Below are 17999 nucleotides of genomic sequence, written 5' to 3' on the forward strand. Positions count from 1 at the left end.
GCCCGCCAAAGGAGTCTCGCCATGAAGCTCTATGCACTTTCCCTGGGGGCCGGCCTGCTGGTCGGCGTGGTCTACAGCCTGCTGCAGGTGCGCTCGCCCGCACCGCCGCTGGTAGCCCTGGTCGGCCTGCTGGGCATCCTGGCCGGCGAGCAGATCGTGCCCGTGGGCCGGCACCTGCTGCAGGGCATGGACCTGCGCAGCGCCTGCAGCAAGACGCAGGCCACCGAGCATGTGCTGGGCGAGTTGCCCGGTCGCAAGAGCACCGATGCCGATCGGCAGCACGGCTGACCTCTCCCCAAACCTTCAAGAAAACTGCACCATGACCACGCGCAGAAAAGTCCTGGGCTCCGCAGCCACCCTTGCCATGGGTGGACTGCTGGGTTGCACCACCAACGCTCGCCAAGGAGCCTCCATGTCCGATTCCACGCCCGAAGTCGTCTTCCACAACGGCCGCTTCACCACCCTGAACAAGGCCCAGCCCACGGCCACCGCCGTGGCCGTGAAGGACGGCCGGTTCATCGCCGTGGGCACGGACGCCGAGGTGCTGGCCCTGGCCGGCAGCGGCACGCGCCGCATCGATCTGCAGCGCCGCAGCGTGCTGCCCGGCCTGTTCGACAACCACACGCACGTGATCCGTGGCGGCCTGAACTTCAACCTGGAGCTGCGCTGGGACGGCGTGCGCTCGCTGGCCGATGCGCTGGACATGCTCAAGCGCCAGGTGGCCAACACGCCCACGCCGCAGTGGGTGCGCGTGGTCGGCGGTTTCACCGAACACCAGTTCGTGGAAAAGCGCCTGCCCACCATCGAGGAGATCAACGCCATCGCGCCCGACACGCCGGTGTTCCTGCTGCACCTGTATGACCGCGCCCTGCTCAACGCGGCCGCCCTGCGCGCCGTGGGCTACACCCGCGACACGCCCGAGCCCGCAGGCGGCGAGATCACGCGCGATGCCAACGGCAACCCCACGGGCCTGCTGCTGGCCAAGCCCAACGCCACCATCCTCTATGCCACGCTGGCCAAGGGTCCCAAGCTGCCGCTGGACTACCAGGTCAACTCCACGCGCCACTTCATGCGCGAACTCAACCGCCTGGGCGTGACCGGCGTCATCGATGCGGGCGGCGGCTTCCAGAACTACCCCGACGACTACGAGGTGATCCAGAAGCTCAGCGAGGCCAACCAGATCACCGTGCGCCTGGCCTACAACCTGTTCACGCAAAAGCCCAAGGAGGAGAAGGCCGACTTCCTCAACTGGACGCAGAGCGTGAAATACAAGCAGGGCAACGACTATTTCCGCCACAACGGCGCGGGCGAGATGCTGGTGTACTCGGCCGCCGACTTCGAGGACTTCCGCCAGCCGCGCCCCGACATGCCGCCCAGCATGGAGGGCGACCTGGAGGAAGTGGTGCGCGTGCTGGTGCAGAACCAATGGCCGTGGCGCCTGCACGCCACCTACGACGAGACCATCTCGCGCGCGCTCGATGTCTTCGAGAAGGTGCACCGCGACACGCCCATCGACGGCCTGAACTGGTTCTTCGACCATGCCGAGACCATTTCGGACAAGTCCATCGACCGCATTGCGGCCCTGGGCGGCGGCGTGGCCGTGCAGCACCGCATGGCCTACCAGGGCGAATATTTCACCGAACGCTACGGCGCACGCGCCACCGAGGCCACGCCGCCCGTCAAGAAGATCCTGGAGCGCGGCGTGAAGACCTCGGCCGGCACGGACGCCACGCGCGTGGCCTCCTACAACCCCTGGGTGTCGCTGTCGTGGATGGTGACGGGCAAGACCGTGGGCGGCCTGCAGATGTACCCCCAGCGCAACCTGCTGGACCGCGAGACCGCGTTGCGCATGTGGACCGAGAACGTGGCCTGGTTCTCCAACGAGGAAGGCCTGCGCGGCCGCATCCAGGTGGGCCAGCTGGCCGACATGATCGTGCCCAGCAAGGACTATTTCGCCGTGCCCGAGGACGAGATCTCCTTCCTCACCTCCGACCTCACCGTGGTGGGCGGCCGCGTGGTCTATGGCGCAGGCCCCTTCCAGCAGCATGACGACAACCCGCTGCCGCCGGCCATGCCCGACTGGTCGCCCGTGCGGCGCTTCGGCGGCTACGGCGCCTGGGGCGAGCCCGAGGGCGCGGGCAGGAACTCGCTCAACCCCGCGCGCTACCGCAGCCTGGCGGCGGCCTGCGGCTGCGGCACCAGCTGCGGCATGCACGGCCACCGCCATGCCGACGCCTGGGCATCGAACGTGCCGACCTCGGACCCCCGAAGCTTCTTCGGCGCGCTGGGCTGCTCCTGCTGGATGGCCTGAGGAGCAAGGCCATGTCCATCGATTCCAAGCCGTCTGCCCCAGCTGTTGCCGGCAGTTCCTCCGGCAGCTTCGCGCCGCTGCGACAGCCCGTGTTCGCGGTGCTGTGGGCGGCCACGGTGCTGGGCAATATCGGCAGCTTCATGCGCGATGTGGCCAGCTCCTGGATGGTGACCGAGCTGTCGGCCAGCCCGGCCGCCGTGGCCCTGATCCAGACGGCGGCCACGCTGCCCATCTTCCTGCTGGCGATTCCGGCAGGCGTGCTGTCGGACATCCTGGACCGCCGGCGTTTCCTGATCGGCATCCAGATCCTGCTGGCCGCCGTCAGCGCCAGCCTGCTGCTGCTGGCCCGCACCAACACGCTGACCGTGGAGTACCTGGTGGCGCTGACCTTCGTGGGCGGCATAGGCGCGGCGCTGATGGGGCCGACCTGGCAGTCCATCGTGCCCGAGCTGGTGCCGCGCAGCGACCTCAAGAACGCGGTGGCGCTGAACTCGCTGGGCATCAACATCGCACGCGCCCTGGGCCCTGCGGCCGGCGGCCTGCTGCTGGCCAGCTTCGGCGCGGCGGCGGCCTACGGTGCGGACGTGGTCAGCTACGTGTTCGTGATCGCCGCGCTGGTCTGGTGGAAGCGCCCCAAGGCCGAGGCATCGGCCCTGAACGAGCAGTTCTTCGGCGCCTTTCGCGCTGGCCTGCGCTATGCCCGCTCCAGCCGCGAGCTGCATGTGGTGCTGCTGCGCGCCGCCGTGTTCTTCCTGTTCGCCAGCTCGGTCTGGGCCCTGCTGCCGCTGGTGGCGCGGCGCATGCTGGGCGGCTCGGCAGGCTTTTACGGCGTGATGCTGGGCGCCGTGGGCGCAGGCGCCATCCTGGGCGCGCTGGTGCTGCCGCGCCTGCGCAAAAGGCTGGATGCCGATGGCCTGGTGCTCCTGTCCTCCGTGCTCAGCGCCGCCGTGATGGCCGCGCTGTCCACGGCGCCGCCGCAATGGGCCGCCGTGCTGCTGATGCTGGTGCTGGGCCTGGGCTGGATCATTGCGCTGACCACGCTCAACGGCGTGGCCCAGGCGGTGCTGCCCAACTGGGTGCGCGGCCGCGGGCTGGCCATCTACCTGATGGTGTTCAACGGCGCCATGGCGGGCGGCAGCCTGGCCTGGGGGCTGTTTGCACAGGGCGTGGGCATTCCCACGGCGCTGCTGATCGGCGCGGCGGGCCTGGTGGCCATCTCGCTGGTGTTCCACCGCATCAAGCTGCCCACGGGCGAGGCGGACCTGCAGGCCTCCAACCACTGGCCCGAGCCGCTGCTGGCCGAACCGGTGGGCCATGACCGTGGCCCGGTGATGATCCAGGTGGAGTACCAGGTGCGCCGCCAGGACCTGCCGGCCTTCATCGAGGCCATGCAGCATGTGGCACGCGAACGCCGCCGCGATGGCGCCTATGCCTGGGGCATCGCCGAGCACACGGGCGAGCCGGGCCGGGTGATCGAGTGGTTCCTGGTGGAGTCCTGGGCCGAGCATCTGCGCCAGCACCAGCGCGTGTCCAAGGCCGATGCCGATCTGCAGGCCCAGGCGCTGCGCTTTCATATCGGCCCCGAGCGGCCCGTGGTCCACCACTTCCTGGCGCTGGATGCCGCCAGTGCTGCCAGTGCCGCCAGCGGGCCTGCGCAGGCACCGGCGCACGGCCACGCCCACTGAAGCGTTGCGGCAGGCCTGCCCTGGCCTGCGCCCGGCCTGCGCCCGGCCTGCCAGGACACCTCAGCGGATATCCAGCCGCTCCAGCGCACGCACCAGGTCGGCCAGCGTGCGCACCTGCATCTTGCGCATGGCCTGGCTGCGGCGCACCTTGACCGTGATTTCGCTCACGCCCAGGTCTGCCGCGATCTGCTTGTTCAGCAGGCCGCGCACCACGCCCACGACCACTTCCTGCTCGCCGGGCGACAGCGACTGCCAGCAGGCGTGCAGCGCCTGTTGGCCGGCGTCCAGCGCACGGCGCTGGCGGTCCAGGGCAATGCCCTGCTGGATGGCGTCGAGCAGGTCCTGGTCGCGGAAGGGCTTGGTCAGGAACTCGATGGCGCCGGTCTTCATGGCCTCCACGCTCATGGGAATGTCGCCATGGCCGGTGATGAAGATGGTGGGCAGCTTCAGGCCCAGCTCCAGCATCTGGCGCCGGAAGTCCATGCCGCTTTGCCCCGGCATGCGGATGTCCAGCACCAGGCAGGCCGGCCCCTGCGGCGGCTGCCGCTGCCAGTGGTCCAGAAACTCGCGCGTGGCGCCGAAGGCGCGCACGCACAGGCCCACCGATGCCAGCAGGTCCTCGATGGCTGCGCGCACCGAGGGGTCGTCATCGACGATGTAGACCAGTGCCTCGGCTTCGGCGGTGGAGGGTTCAGCCATGGCGCAATCCCGTGGAAGGCCTGGCGCCCGTGGCCGGGGCGCAGGCGATGGTGACGTGAAAAGCCGTGCCCCCGCGCCCGTCCTCGCGGTCCGTGGCCCAGATGCGGCCGCCGTTGGCCTCGGCCATGTGGCGGCAGATGTTCAGGCCCAGGCCCATGCCGTCGGGCTTGGTGGTCCAGAAGGCGTCGAACAGGTGGGTGCGGGCCAGGGGCGACAGGCCTTCGCCCGCATCGGCCACGGTCAGCACCAGCTGCTGGCCCAGGGCCTGCGTGGCGATGGCGAGGCGCCGCTGCGCGGCCGGTGTGTGCTGCATGGCGTCCATGGCATTGAGCAGCAGGTTGGCCAGCACCTGCTGGATCTGCACGCGGTCGGCCCAGGCCGGCTGCAGCGCGGTCGCCAGCTGCAGGTCCAGGGCCACGCCGCGCCGGTCCAGCTCTGCGACGGACAGGCGGGCCATTTCGCGCACGGCCTCGTTGAGGTCGAAGGACTGCCGGCTGGGTGCGTCTCCGCGTGCCATGCTGCGGATGCGTGCGATGACATCGCTGGCGCGCTGCGCATCGCCCAGGATGCGCTCCAGCGCCTGGCCGGCCTTGGCGAGGTTGGGCGGCTCCTGGGCCAGCCAGCGCTGGCAGGCGTTGCCGCTGGTGACGATGGCCGCCAGCGGCTGGTTGACCTCATGGGCGATGGAGGCCGTCAACTGCCCCAGGCTGGTGGTCTGGGTGATGCGCAGCAGCTGGGTGCGCGCCGCATGGGCCGCGTTCTGGGCCGCCACCATCTTCAGGCCCAGATAGGCCGTGATGGCAATGGCCAGGATGCTGATCACCATGTTGATCAGTCCGGTGCGATAGGCACCGGCAGGCGTGAGCGCAAAGCTGGCCAGGGTCAGCACGATGCACAGCGCCGTGAGGCCGATGACCACGCGCGGGCTGAACCAGCGCACCGCCACCAGGATGATGGCGGTGTGGAACACGGCGGCCGCCACGGCGTAGTCGGTCAGCGTGTCCAGCGCGAAGATCGCGGCCATGGCGACGCCCATGGCCGCCAGGATCAGGGCCCGGGGCCAATGGGGAAAGCGGCGCAGAGCGGTGGTCATGGCGTGCAGGGCTGCGATGAGGGCGTGTCGATTGTGTCCCAAGATGCCCTGCCCTCCCGCGCTCAAAGCGCGGGCCGGCGGCCCACGCTCAGTTGGAGCTCCACGGTGGCCTTGGCCAGCTCGGTCTCGGCCTCCAGCGATCCCAGGTAGGCCTCGTCGGCCGAGCGCTGGGCGGACAGCAGCTCCAGCAGCGAAGCCTCGCCATGCCGGTAGGACAGGCGTATGCCTTCGAGCACGCGCTGCGCATCGCGCAGCACGCCGTCGCGGTAGCGCTGCACGTTCTCGCGCGCGGCGCTCAGGCGAAAGCGGGCGGCGCGCACATCGGCCTCGGCCCGGTTCTGGGCCTGCTGCAGGGCCAGCATGGCCTGGGTGACGGCCGCCTCGGCCTGCACCAGGTCGCCCCGGTCCAGGCGCGACAGCGGCAGCGGCACGCTGACCGAGACCGACAGCGTGCGCGAGCGCCCGCCGCCATCGAAGGGATTGCCCTGGGCGTCCGTGCCACCGGCCGTGGCGGGCACGGCGGCCATGCCCACGGCCAGCGTGGGATTGACCCAGCGGTTGGCCCGGGCCAGGCCCGCGTTGTCGCGCGCATGCTCCAGCGCCGCCTGGGCGATGCGCACCTCGGCGCGCGACTGCAGGGCCTGGGCGACCAGGGCGTCGGCGTCCTCCAGTCCCGAGTCTTCGGCCAATTCCATGAAGCCGCATTGCAGCGTGTCGCTGGCAAAGACTTCGGACAGGCGGCGCCCCAGCGGGACGGACAGCGCCAGCCGTGCGGTCTGCGCCTCGGCGCGCGCCTGCACCACCTCGGCCTGGAAGCGGTCGCGCTCCACGCGCGACTGCAGCCATTCCACGCCGCCGATGTCGCCGGCCTTGCGCCGCAGCTCGTTGGCCTGCACCACATCGTCCAGCGCCTTCAGGGTCTGCTGCTTGCGCTCCAGCGCCAGCGAGTCGCGGCAGGCCTGGGTGTAGTCCTGGGCGGCATCGGAGAACAGCTGGCTGCGCACGCCTTCAAGGCCGGCCTCGGACAGGCGCACCTGGCTGCGTGCGGACTGAATGCGCGCGGCGCGCTTGCCGCCCGTCTCCAGCTCCATGCTGATCTCGTAGTTGCGCGTGGTGGGCCGGGGCTGGCCGGTGCGCACCTGCTCGCGCGAGGCGCCCAGCGTGAGGCTGGGGTCGGGGCGTATGCCGGCGATGCCGATGCCGGCACGCGCGGATTCCACGCCCTGCTCCTCCGAGCGCAGCAGGGGGCTGTGCTGCTCCACGGCGTTGAGGTAGTCGGAAAAGCGCAGGCCAGCGGACGGCGCCGTCTGCGCCTGGGCTGCGGCGCCAAGGCACAGCAGCAGGGCCAGGGCCTGCCTGGGGAAGAAAGGGGTCGTTTGCATGGCGACTCGCATCAATGGGGTTGGCTCGTTGCGGTGCGATGCCCGCCCTCGTGCTCGGCGGCATCCGGATCGCCGCTCTCACCGCGTTCAGCGGCGCGGCGCTGGCGGCGCTCGGCCGCGCGGACGGCACGGGCCTCGATCACGTAGTAGAGGTTGGGCAGCAGCAGCAGGGTCAGCAAGGTGGCGCTGAACAGGCCGCAGACCACGACGGTGGCCAGGGGCCGCTGCACGTCGCTGCCCAGGCCCGTGGCCAGCATGGCCGGCGTGAGGCCGAAGGCGGCGACGGTGGCCGTCATCAGCACGGGGCGCATGCGGCTGGAGGCGCCTTCGAGCACGGCTTCGCGCAGGCCCAGGCCGTCCTCGCGGCGCAGCCGGTTGATCTGCGAGACCATGAGCACGCCCGAGAGCACGGCCACGCCGAACAGCGCGATGAAGCCCACGGCGCTGGAGACGTTGAGCGTCATGCCGCGCAGGTGCAGGCCCGCAAAGCCGCCGATCATGGCCAGCGGCACCACGCCCAGCACCAGCAGCGGCTGGCGCAGGTTGCCGAACTCGCCGAACAGCAGCACCAGCATGATGCCCAGCGTCAGCGGCAGGATCATGAGCAGCCGCGCCTCGGCACGCTGCAGGTTCTCGAACTGGCCGCCCCACTCGATGTGCAGCTTCTGGCGGTCGTAGTCCAGGTGCTGGTCGATGGCGGTGTGCGCATCCTTGAGGAAGCCCGCCAGGTCGCGGCCACGCACATTGAGCTTGACGAGGATGTGGCGCTCCCCGCCCTCGCGCACGATGACGCTCTGGCCCACGGTGGTGGTGATGCGCGCCACGTCGGCCAGCGGCACCTGGGCGCCATTGGCGGCCGACAGGCGCAGCGCGCCGATGGCCTCGGGGCTGCTGCGCGTGTCGGGCGTGAAGCGCACGGCCATGTCGTAGCTGCGCTCGCCCACGTACAGCTGGCCGATGGAGGCCCCGCCCACGCCGGTGGAGATGAGCTGCGCCACCTCGGAGGCATTGATGCCGTAGCGCGCGGCAGCGGCGCGGTCCAGCGCAATGCGCAGGTTGGGCAGCGGCGGCTCCACGTCCACGGCCACATCGGCCGCGCCGGGCACTTTCTCCAGCACGGCCACCAGGGCATCGGCCACGCGCCGGTCTTCGGCCAGGTCCTGGCCGAAGACCTTCACCGTGAGGTCGCTGTGCGCGCCCGACAGCTTGTCCTGCACGCCGTCGATCATGGGCTGCATGAAGCCCACGGAGTAGCCGGGCAACTGGTCGAAGCGCGCGGCCATCTTCGCGATCAGTTGCTGCTTGGTCAGGCCCGACTTCCATTCGCCATAGGGATGCAGGCCCACGCTGGCCTCGATGTGCGAGGGCGTCCAGTAGTCGGTGCCGTCATCGTTGCGCCCGGTCTGGGTGACGATGTAGGAGACCTCGGGGAACTCCAGCGCGGCGCTGCGCAGCGCGTCGGCCATGTCGCGCGCCTTGTCCAGCGTGATGCCGGGCGGCATCTGCACCTGCAGCCAGATGGAGCCTTCGTCCAGGTACGGCAGGAAGTCGCGGCCCATGGTGCCGGCCAGCACGCCCAGCGCCAGCAGCGAGGCCGCCACGGCCCCCGCCAGCCAGCGCACGCGGCCCACGGCCGCGCCCAGGAAGCGGTCATAGCCCACGCCCAGCCGGTGCAGCACGGGGTTGTGGAAGATCCTGCGCGGCCTGCGGAAGGCCAGCCAGGCCAGGGCCGGCGTGAGCAGCAGGGCCACGGCCAGCGCCCCCACCAGGGCCGCGCCCACGGCGCTGGCCATGGGCGAGAACAGCTTGTACTCGATGCGCTCGAAGGCGAACAGCGGCAGGTAGGCGGCCGCGATCACGCACATGCCGAAGAAGATGGGCCGCGCCACCTGCAGCGTGGCCGTGATGGCGTCCCTGGGCGTGAGCGGCCGGTTCTGGTCGGCCTCGCGGCGCCGCAGGATGTTCTCGACCACGACCACGGCGCCGTCCACCAGGATGCCGAAGTCGATGGCGCCCAGCGACAGCAGGTTGGCCGGAATCTTCGCGTGGTGCATGAAGATGAAGGCCAGCAGCAGCGCCATGGGAATGGTCAGCGCCACGATCAGCGCCGCGCGCGGGCTGCCCAGAAAGACCAGCAGCACCAGGGTGACGACGATCAGGCCTTCGGCCAGGGTCTTGCCCACGGTGTGGGTGGTGCGCTCGATCAGCGTGGTGCGGTCCAGGTAGGGCACGACCTTCACGTCGGGCGGCAGCAGCTTGCCGTTGAGCTCCTCCACGGCGGCATGGATGCCCTCCAGCGCCTGCGAGGGGTTGGAGCCCTTGAGCAGCAGCACGATGCCCTGCAGGGTGTCGGAGTTGCCGTCCTTGCCCAGGATGCCGCGCCGCTCCACGTTGCCGTAGGTCAGCCGCCCCAGGTCCTTGACCAGCACGGGCGTGCCGCTGTCCGTGGTCTTGACGACCACGTTGCCCATGTCGTCCAGCGAGCCCAGCAGGCCCACGCCGCGCACCACATAGGAGACATCGCCCCGGTCGATGACGCTGCCGCCGCCGCTGGCGTTGTTGGCATTGATGGCCTCGACCACCTGGGACAGCGCCAGCCCGTACTGCAGCAGCCGCGCCGGGTCCAGCTCCAGCATGAACTGCGTGGTCAGGCCGCCGAAGTTGGTCACGTCCACCACGGACTGGGCCTTCTTCAGGCGCGGGATCACCACCCACTGCTGCAGCTCGGACAGCTCGCGCAGGCTGCGCACGGGGCTTTCCAGCGTGTAGCGGTAGACCTCGCCCGTGGGCGAGCTGTAGGGGTCCAGCCCGGCGCGGGCACCATAGGGCAGCGTGACCTCGTCGATGCGCTCCTTCAGGCGCTGGCGCGCCCAGTAGCCGTCCACGCCGTCCTCGAAGACCACGGTGATCAGCGACAGCGCGAACAGGCTGCGCGAGCGCAGCACGTGCATGCCGGGCGTGGCCAGCAGGGCGCGCTCCAGCGGGATGGTGATCTGCTGCTCTATCTCCTCGGCCGCAAGGCCTGGCACCTGGGTGACGATCTGCGAGGTCACGTCGGCAATGTCGGGATAGGCCTCCAGCGGCAGCTGCTTCCAGCTGAACACGCCATACAGGGCCGCGAAGCAAAAGACCAGCCACACCACGCCGCGGCGCGAAAAGCCGATGTTGACGATGCGCTCGATCATTGCAGCAGCACTCCCCCGTTGACCACCACGCGCTCGCCGGCCGCCAGGCCCGAGAGGATCTCGGCCTGGCCGTCCTGCTGCGCGCCGACCTGCACGTCGCGCGGCTCGAAGCGCCAGCCGCCCTTGTCCACGAAGACGCGCGTGCTGACCTGGCCCTGCAGCAGGGCCGCGGCCGGCACCATCACGGCCTGGCGCGCCGGGGCGTCGAAGCCCACGCGCGCAAACATGCCGGGGCGCAGCCGCCCTTCGGGGTTGTCCACGGCCACGCGCACCTTGACGCTGCGCGTGGCGGTGTCCACCAGCTCGCCCACGTACTGCACGCGGCCCTGCAGCTGCAGGTCAGGATAGGCGGCCAGCGCGATGTGGGCCTGCTGGCCCACGTCCACATGGGCCAGGTCGCGCTCGCTGACGCTGGCGCTGAGCCAGACCTTGCGCAGGTCGGCCACGGTCATGACGGAGGCATTCACATCGTTCCAGTAGCCGCCCTGCGAGCCTGCCATCTCGACCACGCGCCCGCTGATGGGCGACTTGACCACGTAGCTGCCGCGCGAGCCTTCCTGCACGGCCGCACCCAGCTGGGACAGATGATCGGAGGCGGCGCGCGCATCGGCACCTGCTGCGGCCAGCGCCTGCTGCGCTGCCTCGTAGTCCTTGCGCGCGGCGATCTCGGCATCGAACAGCAGCTTCTGGCGGTCGAATTCCTGGCGCGCGTGCAGCAGCGCGGCCTGGGCCTTGGCGTGCTCGGCACGCACGCTGGAGATCTCGGAGGAGTCCATGGTGATCAGCGCATCGCCGGCCTTCACCGCATCGCCCAGCTGGTGGTGCAGGCGCACCAGGCGGCCCGCCACGGGCGGCGTGATGCGGACCAGCTTTTCAGGCTCGGCCTCGATGGTGGCGGGGGCCGACAGGCGGGTCTGCAGCGGCTGCAGGGCGATCTCGGCCACCTGCAGGCGCTCGCGCAGCGGCGAGCCTTCGGGCACCACGATGAGGTTGCCTTCGCGGCGCACGGGAGCCGGCTGCGGAGCGGTGGTGGCTGCATGCGTGGCTGCCGTGGGCTCGGCCGGGCCGTTGCAGGCGGCCATGGCCACGCTGATCAGCAGCCCGCCCACAGGCCAGGCGGCCGCCAGCAAGGGATGGCGCTGGTGCAGGCCATGGGGTCGGCCATGTGGTTGGCCATGGGGTCGGCCTGGTCGTTCAGAAGCGAGAAAGCGGGTCATCCTGAGGTCTCCGGGTGCCACGGACCCGCGCAGACCTCTCGCCCCTTCAGGCGATCACAGGCCTCCGCCCAGGTCCGGGCAGATTAAGAAATGGAAGAAGGGAAAGACGGAAAGGGGCGGCGCGGCAGCGCCTGGCAGGATCGGGATCGGAATCAGGATCGGGGTCCATGGGGTACTCCTTTGCGTGTGGGTGGCGCAGTCCCCGCGCAGGCCGGGAGCCCTGTTTGCTGCAGTGCAATATGTGCCCGGAATTATCAAAGGCGAAAGTGCCTGCGGCCAGCCTTTGTTGGGAAGGCTGGCCTGTTCATTGGTGGATGCGGGATATACCTTCGTATAGAAGATGGCCGGCACAAGGGCCCCTCGGCCTGGCCCGGCACAGCCCGGCCCGGAAAGCAAAAAGCCGCCAGCGCGGAGCGGGCGGCTTGCGGGCGATGGCCTGCGGGAAAGCTCAGTCCACTTTCAGGCCGATGGCTTTCACCAGTTCGCCAAAGCGCTCGCGCTCGGTGGCGTGGTGGTCGATGAAGGCCTTGCGGCTCAGGGGCGCGGGCGTGGCGCCCAGGGTGAGGATGACGTCATTGACGTTCTTTTGCTCCAGCGCCTTGGCCACGGCAGTGCGAACGGCCTCGATCACCGACTCGGGCGTGCCCGTGGGCGCGTAGATGCCGAACAGCGTGTCCGCATCAAAGCCCGGCAGGCCGCTTTCGGCCAGCGTGGGCACGTTGGGGTACTGCGGCGAGCGGTGCGGGCTGCCGATGGCCAGCAGGCGCAGCTTGCCCGCCTCGACCTGCTTGAGGCCCGGACCCGGGTCGAACCAGAACTGCAGCTGCCCGCTGAGCACGTCGCTGAGCGCCGGGCCCGCGCCCTTGTAGGGGGCGTGCACGGCATCGACGCCGGCCATCCGCTTGAACATCTCGCCTGCCAAATGCGGCGAGCTGCCCTGGCCCGGCGAGCCGTAGGACAGCTTGCCGGGGTTGGCCTTCAGGTGCTTGATGAACTCGGCCACGTTGGTGGCGGGCACGGCGGGATTGGTCTCCAGGAACACATGCACGCGCGCCACGGCAGCCACGGGCGTCAAGTCCTTTTCGGGATTGAAGGCCAGCTTGCTGTAGATCATCGGGTTGATGGTGATGGCCCCGCCCGAGCTGAGCAGCAGCGTGTAGCCATCCTTGGGCGCGCGCACGGTTTCGCTGATGCCGATGTTGCCGCCCGCGCCGGGCTTGTTGTCCACCACCACCGACTGGCCCAGCACCTGGGACATGGTGGGCGTGATGGCGCGCGCCAGCACATCGGCCGCGCCGCCGGGCGCGAAGTTCACCACCAGGCGCACGGGGCGCTCGGGCCATTTGTCGCCGGCCTTCTGCGCCAGCGCAGGGACCGAGGCCGTCGCGCCCAGCAGGGCCAGCAGGCCCAGGCGGCGCCAGCGGCTGAAGGGATTTGTCTTGTGCATGAGCTATGTCTCCTTGGGTTATGAGTTCTTGAAAACGGTGAGGGCGCCTGAAGCAGCAGCGGCGCTACGGTCAATCCAGCCGTATGCCCGCCGACTCGATGACCTGGCCCCAGCGCCGGCTTTCGCTGCGCCAGTAGTCACGCATCTGGGCGGGCGTGCCGGGCAGCGGCTCCAGCGACAGCGCCTCGAAGCGCGCCAGCACGGCAGGCGAGCGCAGCGCCTGCTGCAGCGCCACGGACCAGGCCTGTACGGTGGCGTCGTCCGTGCCTGCGGGTGCGACCAGGCCCTGCCATGCATGGGCCTCGAAATCCTTGACGCCCTGCTCGGCCAGCGTGGGCACGCCCGGGTGGCTCTTGAGACGCTCGGCGCTGGCCACGCCGATGACGCGCAGCTTGCCCGCCGCAATGTGCTGGGCCGCCGCCGCGCTGTCGGCCAGCATGAAGGGGATCTGGCCGCCGATCACATCGATCAGGGCCGGCCCCGCGCCACGATAGGGCACATGGGACATCTTCACGCCCAGGCGCTGGGCCAGCAGTTCGGTGGCCAGGTGGTGGGGCGTGCCCAGGCCCGGGCTGCCATAGCTGACGGGGCCGGGCTGGGCCTTCACCCACTGCGTGAACTCCTGCAGGTTGTGCACCGGCAACGGGTTGCCGACCACGAGGAACAGCGGAAAGCGCGCCAGCAGGCCGATGGGCACGAAGTCCTTCTCGGCGTTGTAGGCCAGCTTGCGAAACAGGTGGGGGTTGGCCGCCAGCGTGGCGAAGTCGGCCGTGAAGACCAGGCTGCCCAGTTCGCGCGTGCGCGCCGCGTATTCGGCGGCGATGTTGGTGCCTGCACCGGGCTTGTTCATGACGACCACGGTGCGGCCCAGGGCTTTGCCCCAGACTTCGGCCACGCCGCGCGCCACGGCGTCCGAGCCGCCGCCTGCGGCAAAGCCCACCACCCATTCGATGGGCTTGCCGGTCTGGGCGTGTGCCGTGCCCATGCCCAGCAGGGGCGGGGCGCCTATGGCCAGTGCGGCCTTGAGTGCTTGTCTGCGCAGCATCTTGTCTCCTTCTTGTAGTGGCTCGTTTTGCCTTGAGCGCGTTCAGCGCGGTGCGACGGAGCCCGCGTTCTCGGACAGGCTGACCAGTGCATGCAGCGTGCGCGTCACGGGCACGGCAATGCCCAGGCGGTCGGCCACCTTAAGCACGGCACCGTGGATGGCGCCCGTCTCGGTGGCACGGCCGGCCAGCAGGTCCTGCAGCATCGAGGGCTGGTGGCCCCGGTGATGGTCCAGCGCATCGCGCACGGCCGCGCCCACGCGCTCGGCGCTGGCGGCGACGCCATGGGCATGGGCGACGGACAGCACCTCGTCCAGCACGCGCTGCAGCAGGGCCTCGCCCTGCGGATTGGCCAGTCCGTCCACGGTCTGGCGCGTCACGGCGCACACGCCGTTGAAGGCGGCATTGAAGGCCAGCTTCTCCCAGATGGCCTCCTGCACCTGCGGGTCGATGCTGCAATGCATGCCTGCGCGGTTGAGGTCTTCCGCCAGCAGGTCGAAGACCGCGCTGCGCTGGCCATCGCAAGGCATGAAGCGGATACCGCCCTGCCCCATGGAGCTGACCTCGCCCGGCGACATCACGCGCGCAGGCCAGGTGGTCACGCCCACGGCGATGCGCTCGGCCGGCACCCGCTCGCGCAGCACATCGGCGTGGCCTATGCCGTTTTGCAGGCTCAGGAAATGCGTGTCCGGCCCGATGAGATGGGCAATGCCCTGCAGTGCAGCGCGCGTATGGGCCGACTTGGTGAAGACCAGCCACAGCGCGGGCCCTGCCGTGAGCTGCTCGGCCCGCGCGGCCTGCACGCGGGTCTGCAGCAGCCCCTCATCGGTGTGGCAGCGCGCGCCATCGCGGTTCAGGGCCTGCAGCAGTTCGTCGTTCACATCGACCAGGGTCACATCCAGGCCGACGTTGGCCAATCGTGCGGCGAACAAGGTGCCCATGGCGCCTGCGCCGAGGATGCCTATGCTTCTTGTGTTTTCCATTGCCGTGTCTCCTGCAGGGGGCTTCGCCTCAGGCGACTTCGACCTCGACCACGATGGGCTTGGGATGGGCCAGCGCGCGCGCCAGCACATCGGCCAGCTCGGCCGCGTTCTCCACATGCACGCCGTCGCAGCCCTGGCCACGGGCCAGCGCCACGAAGTCGATGTCGGGCAGTTCCGTGCCCTCGACCTTCTCGCCCTCGCGGTAGCCGAAGACATGGGCGAAGTCCTGCAGCGCCGCATAGCGGCGGTTCTTGAGGATCACGAAGCTGATGGGCAGGCGCAGCTGGGCTGCACTCCAGAGGGCCTGGATGGCGTACATGGCCGAGCCGTCGCCGATGACGGCGACCACCTTGGCCTCGGGCTGCGCCAGCGCCACGCCCACGGCGGCCGGCATGCTGTGGCCCAGGCCGCCGCTGCACATGGTGTAGAAGGTGCCCGAATGGAAGATGGGCAGGTAGGTCTGGATGGTGGAGCGCGAGCTGGGCGCCTCTTCCACCACGATGCTGTGGCGGTCTCGCACCTGGGCCAGCGTGTGCATGGCAAAGGCCACCGACATGCGCTCGCCTGCGGCGGGCGCGGCCGGCACGGGCGCTGCGGGCCGGGGTGCGGGCGCCTGGCGCGGTGCGGGTGCGGGGCGCTGCAGCAGTTCCTCCACGCCCATGCGCACATTGCCCACGGCTGCCGTGCCCACGGGGGCCCAGGCGGCAATGGCCGGGTCTTCGATCAGCTGGTAGAGCGCCGTGCCTTCGGGGATGTGCGGGCCCTCGCCTTCCACGTGGTAGGTGAAGGCGGCCGCGCCCACGGCGAAGACCACGTCATGGCCGGACAGCAGTTGCACGATGCGCTCGCGCATGGCGGGCAGGAAGCCGGCGAACAGGGGATGGTCCTCGGGGAAGCTGCAGCGCCCGCTCATGGGGGCCACGAAGACGCGGGCCTGGTGGCGCTCGGCCAGCGCGACCACGGCATCCCAGCCCTGGGCCCGGTCCACGGCCGCGCCCACGACCAGGGCCGGGGCACGCGCCGCATCCAGCGCATCGCCGATAAGGTCCAGCGTGCGCGGATCGGGCCGCGTCTCGAAGCCCACATGGCGCAGCGTGACGGGCTCGGCCGGCTTGTCCCAGTCATCGGCGGGAATGGAGACCAGCACGGGGCCGCGTGGCTCCTGCATGGCGATGTAGTAGGCGCGCGCCAGCGCCTGGGGCACGTCTTCGGCGCGCGCGGGCTCGCAGCTCCACTTCACATAGGGCTTGGGCAGCTCGGCGGCCTGGTTGGAGTGCAGGAAGGGATCGAACTGCAGCAGCGAGCGCGCCTGCTGGCCCGCCGTGATCACCAGGGGCGTGCGGTTCTTGAAGGCCGTGAAGATGTTGGCCATGGCATGACCCACGCCCGCGGCCGAGTGCAGGTTCACGAAGCTGGCATTGCGCGTGGCCTGGGCATGGCCGTCGGCCATGCCCACGACGACGGTTTCCTGCAGGCCCAGCACATAGGAGAAGTCTTCGGGGTAGTCGCGGAACAGCGGCAGCTCGGTCGAGCCCGGGTTGCCGAAGATACGCGTCATGCCCAGCTCGCGCAGCATGGCGATCACGGCATGGCGCACGGTGTAGGTCGCGGTGGAGGTCGCGGTGGAAGAAGATGCCTCGGCGGGCTGGCTGCGCGGTGTGGTGGGTGCTTGCAAGATGGGGTCTCCTGGGAAATGGGCCGGCCGCCCGGTGCGTGCCGCGCGGTGGCCATGGAAGTCGGTGCCCATGGTGCAGGCGCTTATGATTTCCAGCAATTGAATAAACTATCTAAGAGATATTCACTAAATGGATATCAAGAACCTGGACCTCAACCTGCTGCGCGTCTTTGACGCCGTGTACCGCCACTGCAGCGTCAGCCGCGCGGCCGAGGAGCTGGGCATGTCCCAGCCCGCCGCCAGCCAGGCCGTGACGCGGCTGCGCCTGCTGCTGGGCAATCCGCTGTTCGAGCGCGCGCACGCAGGCGTGCGCCCCACGCCGCGTGCCGAGCGCCTGGCGCTGGCCGTGCGCCAGGCGCTGGAGGTGCTGGAAGTCGCCATGTCCGAGGCCCAGAGCTTCGAGCCACTGCAGGCGCGCCAGCGCTTTCGCATCCACCTGAGCGACATCGGCGAGGCGCGCTTTCTGCCGCCGCTGATGCAGGCGCTGCACCAGCGCGCCCCGCATGTGCAGCTGGAGACCCTGCCCATGCCGCTGGACGGCATTGCCGATGCGCTGGACCGGGGCACGCTGGACATCGCCATCGGCTTTCTGCCGGGTGGCACGCGGACCCGGCAGACCGTGCTGCTGTCCGACCATTACGGCGTGCTGCTGCGCAGCGGCCACCCCGCGCTGGCGCACCTGTCCGAAGACGCGCCACTGGCGCTGGCCACGCTGCGCCAGCTGGACTTTGCCGCGGTGCGCTCGCACTCGGAAACCTTGCGCATCCTGCAGGCGCTGCGGCTCGATGAGCGCATCCGCCTGTCGGCCGCGCATTTCATGGCCGTGCCCTCCATCGTGGGCAAGACCGATCTGGCGGTGATCATGCCGGCCGAGATCGCGGCCGGCTTTGTCGAGCGCGGCGGCTATGCGGTGCGCGATGCCGACCTGCCCGATCACCGCTTCGACGTGTCGCTGCACTGGAGCTGGCGCTTCGAGCAGGAACCGGCCAAGCGCTGGCTGCGCGAACTGGTCTGCGAGCTGTTCCAGCAGCCCCGGCACCGCGAGGCCGCCGCGCCCTGAAGGGCCGGCCGTCACGGGCATGACTTGCGGGCTGCCAACACTAGAGCGTGTTGTGCACTTTTACGTGCCCGCGAAAGCCGGGAAAGGGGTCCGGAACGAGGCGTAGCACGCGCCGCGGTTGCCACACCGCAAGCGGGCTGCAACGAAGGGCCGGGCCCCTTTCCCGGCTTTCCCTTCGGGTTGGCTCTGCGCGCAGGCGTTCGCGGCGTTGCAGCGCTT

Annotated in this window: 13 protein-coding genes; 4 read left to right on the top strand and 9 right to left on the bottom strand. The window is 70.0% G+C overall.

The window, feature by feature from the left end; translation table 11 throughout:
• The first annotated feature begins 21 nt into the window (after positions 1-21).
• The 3 genes from GRX31_RS06775 (at position 22) to GRX31_RS06785 (ending at position 3996) form a co-directional block, all read left to right on the top strand.
• A complete protein-coding gene (locus tag GRX31_RS06775; protein WP_016447950.1) occupies positions 22-288 on the top strand; it encodes a XapX domain-containing protein in 267 nt (88 codons plus the stop codon).
• Positions 289-412: 124 nt separating this feature from the next.
• On the top strand, positions 413-2311 hold the full coding sequence (locus GRX31_RS06780; RefSeq protein ID WP_202396508.1) for an amidohydrolase: 1899 nt from the start codon (positions 413-415) through the stop codon (positions 2309-2311).
• Between the two features lie 11 nt (positions 2312-2322).
• On the top strand, positions 2323-3996 hold the full coding sequence (locus tag GRX31_RS06785) for an MFS transporter (protein ID WP_160851968.1): 1674 nt from the start codon (positions 2323-2325) through the stop codon (positions 3994-3996).
• 60 nt (positions 3997-4056) lie between these two features.
• Here the strand turns inward: GRX31_RS06785 and GRX31_RS06790 are convergent, their stop codons facing one another.
• From GRX31_RS06790 to mdlC, 9 genes are all read right to left on the bottom strand, one after another.
• Complete coding sequence (locus GRX31_RS06790; RefSeq protein WP_160851969.1) at positions 4057-4695, bottom strand: response regulator transcription factor; 639 nt, start codon at positions 4693-4695, stop codon at positions 4057-4059.
• On the bottom strand, positions 4688-5788 hold the full coding sequence (locus GRX31_RS06795; protein ID WP_160851971.1) for a sensor histidine kinase: 1101 nt from the start codon (positions 5786-5788) through the stop codon (positions 4688-4690). Before GRX31_RS06795 ends, GRX31_RS06790 begins: the two co-directional genes overlap by 8 nt.
• Positions 5789-5850: 62 nt before the next feature.
• Positions 5851-7170, bottom strand: coding sequence for a TolC family protein (locus tag GRX31_RS06800; protein ID WP_160851973.1), 1320 nt, complete (start codon positions 7168-7170; stop codon positions 5851-5853).
• Positions 7171-7181: 11 nt separating this feature from the next.
• The gene (locus tag GRX31_RS06805) at positions 7182-10355 is read right to left on the bottom strand and encodes an efflux RND transporter permease subunit (RefSeq protein ID WP_160851974.1); all 3174 of its coding nucleotides are present in this window, start codon (positions 10353-10355) and stop codon (positions 7182-7184) included.
• Entirely contained in the window at positions 10352-11572 is a 1221-nt protein-coding gene (locus tag GRX31_RS06810) for an efflux RND transporter periplasmic adaptor subunit (RefSeq protein WP_160851976.1), read from the bottom strand. The genes GRX31_RS06805 and GRX31_RS06810 overlap by 4 nt, the downstream gene beginning before the upstream one ends.
• Before the next feature lie 448 nt (positions 11573-12020).
• A complete protein-coding gene (locus tag GRX31_RS06815) occupies positions 12021-13019 on the bottom strand; it encodes a Bug family tripartite tricarboxylate transporter substrate binding protein (RefSeq protein WP_126312465.1) in 999 nt (332 codons plus the stop codon).
• Between the two features lie 70 nt (positions 13020-13089).
• Positions 13090-14064, bottom strand: coding sequence for a Bug family tripartite tricarboxylate transporter substrate binding protein (locus tag GRX31_RS06820; protein ID WP_160851978.1), 975 nt, complete (start codon positions 14062-14064; stop codon positions 13090-13092).
• A gap of 42 nt (positions 14065-14106) precedes the next feature.
• Entirely contained in the window at positions 14107-15045 is a 939-nt protein-coding gene (locus GRX31_RS06825) for a ketopantoate reductase family protein (RefSeq protein WP_160851980.1), read from the bottom strand.
• 28 nt (positions 15046-15073) lie between these two features.
• Positions 15074-16720, bottom strand: coding sequence for a benzoylformate decarboxylase (gene mdlC, locus GRX31_RS06830; RefSeq protein ID WP_272918440.1), 1647 nt, complete (start codon positions 16718-16720; stop codon positions 15074-15076).
• Positions 16721-16850: 130 nt separating this feature from the next.
• On the opposite strand from mdlC, the gene GRX31_RS06835 reads away from it, so the two are divergent.
• Positions 16851-17780 (top strand): LysR family transcriptional regulator, encoded by a 930-nt coding sequence (locus GRX31_RS06835; RefSeq protein WP_160851983.1) that lies wholly within the window; start codon positions 16851-16853, stop codon positions 17778-17780.
• Positions 17781-17999 lie beyond the last annotated feature (219 nt).

The sequence above is a fragment of the Delftia sp. CH05 genome, from assembly GCF_009827015.1.
Lineage (GTDB): Bacteria > Pseudomonadota > Gammaproteobacteria > Burkholderiales > Burkholderiaceae_C > Comamonas > Comamonas tsuruhatensis.